Raw genomic sequence first — 12245 nt, 5'->3', positions numbered from 1 at the left:
ATGGGATAATTTAGCTGAATATTTCAGCCGTAAAATAGCCTGTAATTTACTCATAGATATAGGTCTTGTTGACATGATTGTTATCTTCATCAAATGATTTAGATAACGGTTTAACATACCTACAAAAGTGATAAAACGTGAACTCGGAAACGAGTGGCATTAAGCTTTGATCGGCAAAATCATTAAGAACACAAAAGTGATCATTATAGAGTGATTTTCGTGATCAAAGCTTAATGAGAATAAGCGATCAAAGTTAATGCCATTGGGTGATCAAAGCTGGGGAGAATATGCAGCCTTAGACACTGTCAAGGCGACAAAGGTGTGCAGCTGCTTTTTTCGCCTGCAATTTATTAACTTCATAATACATCGTGACAACGACAAAAGAAGCTAATAAAGCCAGAGCAATATTAACCGAAGCGGCGGTTAATATTGCTCTTTTAACACTCCTAATCTCTAAAGGAATATAACTGACTAAAATGGATTGCCAATTAAATTATCGGCTCCAGCAATATATTCAATTTGAGCAAGTGCATCGTCTGACAATTCTTGAGTGAATAGCAGCGTTAAGTTATGTTTAGCTCTTGAGCAACTAACATAAAACAAGTTTCGATTGCGTTCATAGGTATTTATCTTGTCTTGAGGAGGTGCTTGGTTCATCCATTCAAGCATTTGATTCCAATTGTAATGGTTCCACCCACGACCTAAGACTACCAACACGTTGTCAAATTGCGCCCCTTTTACACCGTGCTTAGTTGAAAAAGGTGTTTTCTCATCAATGTACTCGCCTAAATTTTTTACCTCTTTATAACTTACCTCTTTGATTTTATGTAGCTTATTATAAAAACGCTTATCTTCATCCGACAAATCATTTGATTTTTCTCGGTCTTGAATTTCGTCATATCTTTTCTCAGATTCATATACTTTCATTGGCAGACGAGGAGTCTTCGTTTTTCTTAGTAACTCCATAAGCTCGCCAATAGTGCCGGTGTCTCTTACTTTAATTAGCTTTTCTAGGTTTGTTGCCCAAACTTTTTTATCTGTTTGACTAGCAAGCCGTAGATGACCTTGATTCACTATCTGAAACAACTCACCATAATTACGCTGCTCAAATGCAAAAGAAACAGGCTCTACAATATCTAAAAAATATTTAATGTATTTATCAGCTTTTTTAAGATAATCATCCGTGTACGTAAAGCAACTAGCTAGATTTTTAAATTGTTGCTCACTAGCAATAAGATTGTTGGTTAAGAAGAGGATTTTAGTTTTCTCAGGTCTCATATCCCAACCATCTTCCTCAAGCAGCAGTTTAACTTTCTCTATATACTCCTTAACATCCACTTCTGGCAAGTCACCTTTCCAGTGGCCACCAGTACGCCTGGTTCCCTGCCATTCATTTGAATGATAAACTTTTATGACACCAGCAGAGAGAGGGTTTGATTCCGCCTGAGGTAATTCCGGCCTCATCCGATTTAAACAATCTACAATGTTCTTATCTGAACGAAAGTTAGCTTTCTTACCAATTTCTTCAAGCAAATTGGCATTACTCTCAATCAAACCACAAGCAGACGAGCCATAAATTTTTTGCCAATGATCGCCAAACAAACCAATGATAATTCCTGATTTATTATCTATTAGGTTATTCACAATACTTTGAGCCAGCTGCGCATCGGTATCTTGATATTCATCGATAAAAATAACTGGAAACCTGTTCTTGAGTAGTTTTTGAAATTTAGGGTAAGCTAACAGCTTTCCCATTAAAGCTATGACGTCATCATGATGAAGTGTAATCGAGTTATCATTAATGTTTGCAAAACCAAGGTCATACCTAACTTCTTGATTAATGATGCCTCCAGCCTCTTCAACTCTCTTAACCCACTTCTCTCCTAGTTCAGGTATTAATTCTCTTAACTTAACCTGATAATGCTGCAATATACTCCAACTAAAAGCATGAATAGTGTCTGCAAATATAACCGGGTGATTATCTGTTCTATCTTTAATCTCACCTTTTGCTACATTTGTATATGTTATGCATGCGATCTGTTGTTCATTTAACAGATATTCACTGGATTTTTTGTTTATCAAATACTTTATTGACTCGATGAGAGAGTATGTTTTACCGGCTCCCGCACCTGCTTCCAATCGAAAGCACCTATTGTTATCGATACAAGATCTAAGTTTGGCAAGAGTTTCTTCTGATGCTGTTTCTGCGGGGCTCATCTGGTTCATAGTTACGCTCCCTCTGCTATGTAATCTGCGTCAAGCCATACGAGTCCATCTTTAATATATTTGGGAACTGACCAATCGGACAGTTCAATAGCATACTTAATTGCAAAGTTAGCCTTGCTGTCTTTGCTTTCTTCTTTAGCTCGATTGAATACTGCGTTTTCTAACTCTAAACCTTCGAGCTTTTCCAATTCAAATAAAGCGATATTAGCTAAAATGAAGGCATCTTCAAAGCTTCGGCCACAAATACCCCCTTCATCCTCTGAGACTTGGTAAGCCAGCCCACGGCATCCAGAAACTTTATCATCAGACCCTTTTTCCATGAGCTCATTTAAATCAGCATAACCTGCTTTGCCAAACCAGTTTGATAACCCAGAATTACTGGAGTGAGTCCCGTTACTTACTATAGAGGCGGGGTAACTTACCCTTTGCTCTCCTTGGGAGGCTTTCACCGAATCTAAATCAGTAATAACTAATGTCTTTAACTCGAGAAAATCAATAAACTTATAGAAGTGATGAGCATAGGCTCCGCCGACTTCAACCACAGACATGTATTTTCGCCTTAACTTAGTTTGCTCTACATCGTCTGTTTTTCGAATCATTTCGGGAAGCAATATTCTCTCAGTAGCTCCTTCAATTAATATTGCTCGATCAGCGAAATACAGATCACTCTTAGTTAAAGTTAAATACTTGTGCAAAAACTCTTTATCTGCTTTTACTTCCTCTCCTTGAAAAGCTTCACCTAGATCCTTTACTTTAGTTTCTTGGCCATGCTTTGATAGAAAGTAACGAACTTTACTAAAATCCGCTTCATTGGCTATATGAGATGAATGCGTGCTAACAACAAATTGTACTGGCCAGATATTTCCATTATTTAATTGCTTTTGAAACTCACTAACAATTTCATCCAGCTGCCTAATAAATACTTCCTGCATTTGCGGATGAAGGTGAGCTTCTGGTTCCTCAATGAAGATCAGATGTCCCTTTGGTGGTGTCGATTGAGATTGGAAATCCCGAAAATATTCATAAATTCTAAAAAGGATAAAAATTAGGTTTCTAACCCCTAAACCGTTGTATGTTTCAGGTAAAGTAAAATGATCTTCACCCTCATAAAATACACGAGTATTACTTTCCAGCAAAGACTTAACATTAAGCTCTGTAGCTGCACTCAAATTGGGATCTTGCAGACCAGGATAGCCAAAAATATTTAGTGTAGGTAATAAATCTTTAACCTTATCTTGAAAATCAGTATCAACTTTTTCTTGTAGTTCCTCTACAACCTTATTTACCTCGTCAGATTTAGCTTTAAAGGCATCTGGGGCACCAGTACTGCTTGCGCTGTTAAAAATCTTACCTAATGATTTTCCCAGAACATCCCTTTCGGTATGGGTCTCATCATCTAAACCCCTTTGAGCGTTAATCAGCCCTTGCAATAAGAGCTTTTTAAACTTCGAGAACTCAACTCTAACCTTATTATTTGGGTTCGTAGGTTCAACCGCATATATGACAACTTCATAATGCAAATTTATAGCGGCTTTTAAGTCCGTAAAGTACTTTTTCCTTTTTTCTTTATCGGTGCAATCTAATACGCTAAAGAAGTCTTTAATTTTACCGTTCTTTAACTGGTAGCAAGCTTGGACATTCGCTTCAAAGAGCTTATCGTCCAGATCAATAATGAAATCGCCTAAAATTCCATAATCATCAGCATCTTCTTGGTAATCAAAAGCCAATTCCAACAGGATAGACGGCATAAGTTGGCGGATGTCTTGCTCAGACTTCTTTTGTTGAAAAGCGTTTAATGCCTTTTCAAACTCACAGAGGCATGATTGATTAAAATCTTCATATTTGATTTTAGGCCCACTTTGAGACAAAAAACTCCTGAAAATTTCTGCTAGAGATGTTTTTCCTGCATTATTCCTCCCCACAATCAACGTCGTTCGACTATCGAAGGTGAGGTTAACGTTCTTTAGTAAACGATAATTTTGAATTTTGGCGCTTTTTAATTTCATCTCATCATCCTTGTTGGCTTTTTTAATCACATCATTTTTATCCAAAATGACACTATTAAGCCTCCTAATCAAGCACAAAACTATTAACTTGAAACCCAAGTAGCTTTAAGCAGAATAAGAATTCATTATTACTTTGAGTTTAATTTGTTGGAAATGCGCTATATTGTCGTTAGATTAGAATATTACACGGAATTAAAAAAGGGACTTCATGAGCAATTCGGGTGCAAAAGCAGCGTTAAAAGGTTATAGACTTCAAACTTTATACATTCTTCACGAAATTCTCCAATCTAGTGACTCTGAACTCATTTTTCAGCCCGAAGGCAACGAGGATTTAGCTGTCTACCAAGGTGAAAGAATAGTGAGGGCTGTGCAAGTAAAAGCTCTTAATGTTCCTCTTACCCTGTCCCATTTTATCGAACCTGAAAAAACAGATACATTCATTCACCGTAGCTTGAATTTATTGAATGGTGAAGAATCCCCGATAGTAGAAATAATTAGTTTTGGTGAGATTGGGAATGAACTCGCAAGTGCATGGTCTAAATCAGATAACAACAGAGAAACGAATCAAGATAAGATTCGAAAAAAGTTAATCAACTTAAAAATATCTAGTTCTCAAGTTGATCGACTATTTGAGTGTTTAGTTTTGAACCCTGTCGCAGAAGACGAACTAAGTCAGGAAGTATCTAAATATTTAAGTAAAACGTTAACCTCGGGATCAATTGAACATGCTTTGTCATTACTTACCTCTTGGTTATATGTAGCTTCTGAAAATAAAACAAAAATTACTCACGAAATGTTGTTTGAAAAGATCAACTCAATTGGTCAATATTTTGCGGAGAGAGAGGCACACCATTTAGAGTGGTTTAAATCTATAACGCCATTAGAAAACAAAAAAAATATTGAAAACAAAGAATTAGAAAAAGATTTCTATCGAGGCGTTTCAACTAGGTTTAGCCATATTCAAGCCAATCTTGACACTATTAGACAAAGCCAATTAACAGTAATCGACAACAAGTTCAAAAACTCTCAAACTGTCATTGTTCACGGCGCTTCGGGTCAAGGAAAAACCACTCTAGCTTACCGTTACCTATATGAATACGTACCTGAACCATGGCGATTACAAATTAATTTTATAGAAGACCGAATCCACGCACAGTCAATAGCACTGGCGATTGCAGACCAATTAGCCATATTCGATGCAACTCTTTATTTGTATATCGATGTGACCCCAAGAGATCCAGACTGGACAGCCCTAGTTAAAGCTTTGCTTGAAAGGCCAAATATAAAAATCTTAGTATCAATCAGAGAGGAGGATTTAGCACGACAAAATATTTCAAATGACCAGTTAGGTTTCCCAGAACTCGTTCAACTTAACCTTTCTCAAGAAGAAGCCAAACACATTTACTTTAACTTGATAGAAAAAGGAGTTGCTAAACCTTACCCTTCTTTTGAACAAGCTTGGTTAGGGTTTGGTGGTAACGGATCTTTGTTGGAATATGTCTTCTTTCTAACTCAAACTGAGTCTCTTAGAGAAAAACTTCGCAGTCAGGTTAGTCGTTTAAGAGCAGAAGTCAGAGAGAGCAAACTGGAAGCATCTGCAATTAAGCTTTTATTTGCCGCTGCCGTCGCAACCTCATATGAGGCTAGAGTAGACATTAAATCACTTGTAAAAACTGCTGAACTAAATGATCCTCAAGGTACTTTCAATTTGTTTGAAGATGAATATTTAATTCGCCTCACAAAGGATAAAGCTCACATAGAAGCATTACACCCGATCCGTTCCAAACTTCTTTCCGAAGTGCTAGTTGATCCAGCATTTTCACCTTGGATTGACTCAGCTCTTTTTGTAATGCCAAGTATTCCAGAAACAGATCTTGAAACGTTTCTCTTATATTCTTTTGTTGAAAACCCTAACGAGTTTCAGAAATTATTCGAAGCTATCAAATGCCTTAATATTAAAACTTGGGGGGCTGTGGCTGGCATAGGCAGAGCTTTATTATGGTTTGGTATTCGCAATCATGTGATAGAAAATAAAGAAGTTATTAACGCTGCCAGATTGCTCGCAGGAAATGATGGCTGGTCACTGCTTCTCCAAAATAATATTGAGGGGGCAATTGAAAAAGATCCAATGGAAGGCTTACTAGATATTCTTGCTAAAGATAATCCAGCAGCACTTAATAACGCTAAAACTATACGAAAACAGCTCAGTGACCCAGAACCAATCTATCAATATCTTAAGGAATGGCTAACTCATATTTCTAATAGTCTTTTAGAGCCTAATAGAAGCAGCAACTGGTCTGGAATGGGCGAGGTGTTATTATGGATAGGAAGATTAGATATTGCTAACGAGCTAAATCTAACTTGGCTACTGACGATTGATATTGAAAAGACATTTGAAGATATTTTGCCCCTATCAGACTTAACTATAGGGCTATTCTATTTTTCCCCTAGCTTATATCTATCATTTATAAATATTAATAAGCAGGAAATTACTTCACTCTTTCAAAAATCAACGAAGACTATATGGCTCGAAGAAAAACAGAATAATCCGACTGCTCACTATATTGTCCCTGATGCCAAACTTAACTCAGATCAACATACAGATCTTCCTCTGCATGAGATGTCAGGAGCAAGGGCGACAATCTTAAGAAGACTATTCCCTGATCAAGAAAAGTACGGTACTCAAGGTTACGGTCACCAAAATATATTGATGGACTTGCCACTTGATGAGAGCTGCAAAAACATTATTAAATCAGCATTACCCTTGCCGCAATTTGTGAGCGTTAACTCAACATGGGCAAATTATGCAGATTACACTTTTAGACCTTATGATTGGCAAGAGTACGCAAACAACATCTTATCGATCAGGGAACAAATCGTAACGGGATTAACCACATTAAATAAAACACTAATCTCGTATTTTAAGAAAAAGAAATCCCAAGCTCTGGTAGATACCGGAAAAATAGAGCCAGAATACTGGGAAAGTCTCGCAAAAATTAATTGGCAATTAACAAAGCTACCGAAACTTGCGGTCGACCCTTGGGGTATAACAAGCGAAGGTACGTTAAACGACCTTAAAGAGCTGAATAAAAAAACTGCCAGTTATATATCAATGCAAGATGACTCAAAAAGTTTTAGAAAATCACTCGGCGATTATGTCTTTCCTTTTACTAACTTTATTAGCCAATCTCATTTCATCTTAATCTTCAATGGGCTTATAGGTCGATTACCGGAAGAACAACACGATGACTTATACAAAAGAGCAGAAGCTATAGGCCACCCATTCGATGAGCACAAAATTCATCTTTCATGCATCAATTTTAATGACGCTCACAGACACTTAAAGCGATTTCAGCATGAATTTAGAATGCTTTTTCATGAGCTTATTCCTCAGCAAAAACTTTGCCAACTAGAAAAGAAAGAAACTGAGAAATATAACAAAATCTGGGCACTCTGGTACCAATTTTCCCACCATCCCCAAAAATACTGGAAAGACTCACCTGACGTAAGAGCTTCGGCAATTATAACTCTGTTAAAAAATGATTTATTTAGTTCAATTAAGTCATCGCTAAACAATATTTCTCAATATGACATAACTGCATCAATTATAGATGAGAGTTATGAATACCAAGGTACGAATGCTCTTTGGATTCAAGTGGAAATTCAAAGTTTTGAGGATATGGAACATGCTTTTATCAACATAGTTGAAGCATTAACAAAAGCTGTTAGACCCATAAACTTTACCGACCTTAAATACTTTGTTCTGGCAGATTTGTGGGATAACTTTGTTATTGTACCCGTTAAGAATGGACATGCTATCTCTAATACGGCATGGGTAATTCTTACGGGAAATTTTGTTGGGGGGGAGTCTGTAATCAACGAAGAAAAACCTTTCCTCTATATACCACGCCCGATAGACACTAAAGATCTGATTTACTTAGGCATCAAAAAGAAAGAAACAGGCCAAGCTAAAGTATTAGAAGATTTAGAGCGCGAAATAGGCAGTATCTTTGCAATAATAAACCATATGCACTGCTATGAAGTCCTAGTGTCAAACGTAAATAAAACCGGTATTGAGGTACTAGAAAGTTATTTATCTTTTTTTCTTGAGCCACTTACACAGAACATAAAAATGGCTGGGTATCTTATAGAAAAAACTAGGGAAAATATTGATGAAGACGATATAGCAATACTTGTCATATTAGACGAATGCGAGCAAGCGATTAACCCATATGAAGAAACAGAAAACAATAAAATAGAAATTAATTTGAGTGACTGTAGAGTATGGGCTGAATTACTTAGCGAGGCATTAGGCAAATTGCAAATTTTAAAAATGAATATGTCAGCCCCAGTATGACTAATTTAATCAAGGTAAGATTAACTCATAGATTATCATTGGTGCCGAAATTTGTTCGCCAACAGATTTACTTTTGTAGTAAGCTTATGTTGTTTGAATATTGCTAGTTATAACCGTTTTAGCTGTAGCACATCTATTTGCAGCCAAGGTTGAGAATAACACTCAGCACTTAAGAAGCAATTTTTTAAGTTCAAATGACAAAATTATATCTCAATGTGTAACCACTCTTTCAAATCCCGTAAAGCGATAAATCGGAACCCCGCAAGCGGCGCCCCCTTGCTTCGCAACCCTGTGAGCGATTTGGCTCTTCACTGCGTAGTGAAGGTTATTCAAGAGATATGCGGCGCTCTGAGTGGCAAGCACTCGATGCTTTCACATATTCTGGATACAACAAAGAGGTCGATGGGCCATTCGAGGCCCATATTATGAAACTAAATAAAGATAAAAAAGTTATTAAATGCATGAATAAATTAGGTTTTTTAACTTAAGTTGGATGTTTGTTTCCTTTAGTTTACCTTGTTATTTACCAATACAGAATGAGCTAAATATTTTTCCGAGCAGGTCATCAGAAGTAAATTCGCCAGTAATCTCATTGAGGTAATGCTGCGTTAAACGCAGCTCTTCTGCCAGGATTTCACCAGCAATATGCATCTCTAATTGGTCTTTACCTGTATGCAAATGATGGGCGGCATTGTCTAACGCATCTAAATGACGACGACGTGCCATAAAACCACCTTCCGTTGCGCCATCAAACCCTATACATGCCTTTAAGTGAGTACGTACTAACTCTATACCATCAGCATTTTTAGCACTGAGACTTATCACAGGATATTGCTGGTTTTCACTCATACCTACTTCATCGCCTGATAAATCAGCTTTATTTCGGATCACCGTCACCCCCATACCGTCTGGAAGCTTAGCCATAAACTCCGGCCAAATAGCGTGTGGGTCGGTGTCTGTGGTGTCTGTACCGTCGAGCATAAATAACACCCGGTCAGCTTGATTTATTTCATCCCAGGCACGTTCAATACCGATTTGTTCGACTCGGTCTGGGCTTTCACGTAGGCCGGCGGTGTCAATAATATGTAGTGGCATACCATCAATGTGGATATGTTCTCTCAGTACGTCACGCGTTGTGCCGGCAATTTCGGTTACAATGGCAGCTTCTCTACCAGCTAAGGCATTAAGTAAGCTTGATTTACCTGCATTAGGGCGACCAGCAATAACAACACGCATTCCTTCACGCATAATACTACCTTGTTTGGCTTGATTGGTGACATTGTAAAGCTGCTCTATTATGGCATTTAAATCACCTGAGACTTTACCGTCTGATAGAAAGTCGATTTCTTCATCAGGAAAATCAATCGCCGCTTCAACATACATACGCAGGTGAATTACTTTTTCTACGAGCGTCTCAATATGCTTTGAAAATTCACCCTGAAGTGATTGTAAGGCGCTTTTAGCTGCTTGTTCACTGGTTGCATTTATTAAATCAGCAATGGCCTCAGCTTGGGTTAAATCCATTTTATCGTTCATAAAGGCGCGTTCTGAAAATTCACCCGGCTTGGCAAGTCGTACACCGTTTATTTGGCTTATTTCCTTTAATAGCATATCTAGCACTACCGGGCCGCCGTGACCTTGTAACTCAAGTACATCTTCGCCGGTAAATGAATTGGGACCCGCAAAGAAAATAGCAATACCTTGATCAAGCTGTTTACCTGCAAGGCTTTTAAATGGCACATAGTCGGCATAGCGTACTTTAGGGCAACGACCAATAATTTGCTCAGCAACACTCTTTGCTAAGCTTCCTGAAACGCGAATAATACCTACACCACCACGTCCTGGCGCGGTTGCTTGGGCTGCAATTGTATCTTGATTGATCATGCTAATAATTTGCCAACTAAATGAATAACGATATGTGCGTATTGTAACCTATGGATTTATTTGTAGCGAATAGCTGTGTTGAAAAACAGGCAATAAAAAAGGCGACCTAAGTCGCCTTTTTCAGTAATAAGGTTTGTTAGCCCCTTACTTTTATTCCTTGTTTTTCCATCCCGCGATAAATATAGAGCATTTGCGCGATTGAAATAAGGTTAGACACTAACCAGTAAAGTACTAAACCAGACTGGAACCATAAGAAGAACACAGAGAAGATTACAGGCATGTAAGTCATCATCTTTTGCTGCATCGGATCAGTCACTGTCATTGGTTGTAGCTTTTGGGTAATAAACATACTTGCACCAAATAATATTGGCAGGATGAAGTAGGGGTCTTTCGCTGATAAGTCAGTTAACCAAAATATAAATTCAGCATGACGTAGTTCTGTTGATTCTAAGAATACATAGAACAAACCTAAGAAGATTGGCATCTGTAGCAAAATAGGGAAGCAGCCACCCATAGGGTTAACTTTTTCTTTGCGGTACATTTCCATCGTTGCTTGACCGAATTTTTGACGGTCATCACCATACTTTTCTTTAAGTGCAGCCATTTTAGGCTGCAGCGCACGCATCTTCGCCATTGAGGTGTATTGTGCTTTAGTAAGTGGGTACATTAGTGATTTTATAATAACTGTAATAGCGATAATCGCTAGACCCCAGTTACCTAAAATACCGTATAACCATTTTAGTAATACAAATAATGGTTGTGAGATAAACCATAACCAACCGTAGTCTACAGTTAAATCTAGGTTAGGGTGAATCGCTTCTAATGTATCAGACTCTTTTGGGCCCATGTAGTAGGTAGCACCAATGGTAGTTTGTTGGTTAGCTTGAATATTGACCGGCTCACCTTTAGTACCTATGATGGCAGCATTACCTGATGCGATTAAACTGTAAAGGGTGTTTTGTTGTTCTTGCGCAGGTACCCAAGCACTTACAAAGTAGTGCTGAATAAAGGCAACATAACCACCTTGTGTATTAATGCTGAGGTTTTTATCAGCCATGTCTGAAAAGCTATACTTTTCATATTTTTCTTCGCTAGAGCCGTAAGCAGCACCTAAGTAGTTTTGGTCAACTAAGTTGCCTTTTTCTTGAACTGTACGCTTAATTTGTGTGTAAAGCTGTACTTGAATCGGCTCAGCTGTGGCGTTGTTTACGTTGTATTCTAGAGCAACATCGTACTGACCTTTTTTGAATACATAGGTTTTAGTAAACGTAACACCTTTACTATCAGTAAACGTTAAAGGAACACGAAGTTCATCACCCTCAAGGGTAAAGTTTTTTTGTTCAGTGCTGTAAACTGGGCGACCTTCTTTTGAAGCGTCAGGGCCGTTTAAACCAATTAAGCCACTTTGTGAGAAGTATTGATTGCCATCAAACTCACCTAAAAGCATAAATGGTGTTTCTTCACCTTTTACTTCTTCATATTGGAGTAGGTCTGACTCAACAATATCACCACCGCGGGTATCAATTTTTACAGTGAATACGTCTGTTGTAACTTCGATTACTGAACGTTTTGCACTGGTTGCTGCAGTTGGTAAATCACCATCTGTAGATGAAGGTACATAATCATCAGAATCAGGTGAGTTAGATTGTAGTGTTTGTGTGTTGGCACTAGGATCGGCTTTAGGTGCGTTGTAGTCGTTATTCCATTCTTGGAACAATAAAAACGATACAAGCATCAAACCGATGAATAAAAACGTGCGTTGCGATTCCATA

5 protein-coding genes are annotated in these 12245 nt (G+C 37.9%); 1 reads left to right on the top strand and 4 read right to left on the bottom strand.

What is annotated here, in order from left to right; genetic code table 11:
• Positions 1 to 471: 471 nt before the first annotated feature.
• On the bottom strand, positions 472 to 2226 hold the full coding sequence (locus tag QMA12_RS19300; RefSeq protein WP_290211146.1) for a UvrD-helicase domain-containing protein: 1755 nt from the start codon (positions 2224 to 2226) through the stop codon (positions 472 to 474).
• A 2-nt stretch (positions 2227 to 2228) separates the two neighbouring features.
• Positions 2229 to 4277, bottom strand: a complete 2049-nt coding sequence (locus QMA12_RS19295) for an ATP-dependent endonuclease (protein ID WP_290211145.1) — start codon at positions 4275 to 4277, stop codon at positions 2229 to 2231.
• 163 nt (positions 4278 to 4440) lie between these two features.
• On the opposite strand from QMA12_RS19295, the gene QMA12_RS19290 reads away from it, so the two are divergent.
• Positions 4441 to 8589 (top strand): hypothetical protein, encoded by a 4149-nt coding sequence (locus tag QMA12_RS19290; protein WP_290211144.1) that lies wholly within the window; start codon positions 4441 to 4443, stop codon positions 8587 to 8589.
• Positions 8590 to 9108: 519 nt separating this feature from the next.
• Here QMA12_RS19290 and mnmE read toward each other — a convergent pair.
• Positions 9109 to 10473, bottom strand: coding sequence for a tRNA uridine-5-carboxymethylaminomethyl(34) synthesis GTPase MnmE (gene mnmE, locus QMA12_RS19285; RefSeq protein ID WP_087533908.1), 1365 nt, complete (start codon positions 10471 to 10473; stop codon positions 9109 to 9111).
• A 136-nt stretch (positions 10474 to 10609) separates the two neighbouring features.
• On the bottom strand, positions 10610 to 12244 hold the full coding sequence (gene yidC, locus QMA12_RS19280; RefSeq protein ID WP_290211143.1) for a membrane protein insertase YidC: 1635 nt from the start codon (positions 12242 to 12244) through the stop codon (positions 10610 to 10612).
• Between the last annotated feature and the right edge of the window lies 1 nt (position 12245).

Source organism: Pseudoalteromonas sp. APC 3893 (genome assembly GCF_030408095.1).
Classification (GTDB): domain Bacteria; phylum Pseudomonadota; class Gammaproteobacteria; order Enterobacterales; family Alteromonadaceae; genus Pseudoalteromonas.
This window is presented reverse-complemented; position numbering and strand designations above follow the sequence as displayed.

Excerpts from the sequence above, each read along its gene's own strand:
- QMA12_RS19290 (WP_290211144.1), top strand. The coding sequence starts at position 4,441 with ATGAGCAATTCGGGTGCAAAAGCAGCGTTAAAAGGTTATAGACTTCAA.
- QMA12_RS19300 (WP_290211146.1), bottom strand. The coding sequence starts at position 2,226 with ATGAACCAGATGAGCCCCGCAGAAACAGCATCAGAAGAAACTCTTGCC.
- mnmE (WP_087533908.1), bottom strand. The coding sequence starts at position 10,473 with ATGATCAATCAAGATACAATTGCAGCCCAAGCAACCGCGCCAGGACGT.
- yidC (WP_290211143.1), bottom strand. The coding sequence starts at position 12,244 with ATGGAATCGCAACGCACGTTTTTATTCATCGGTTTGATGCTTGTATCG.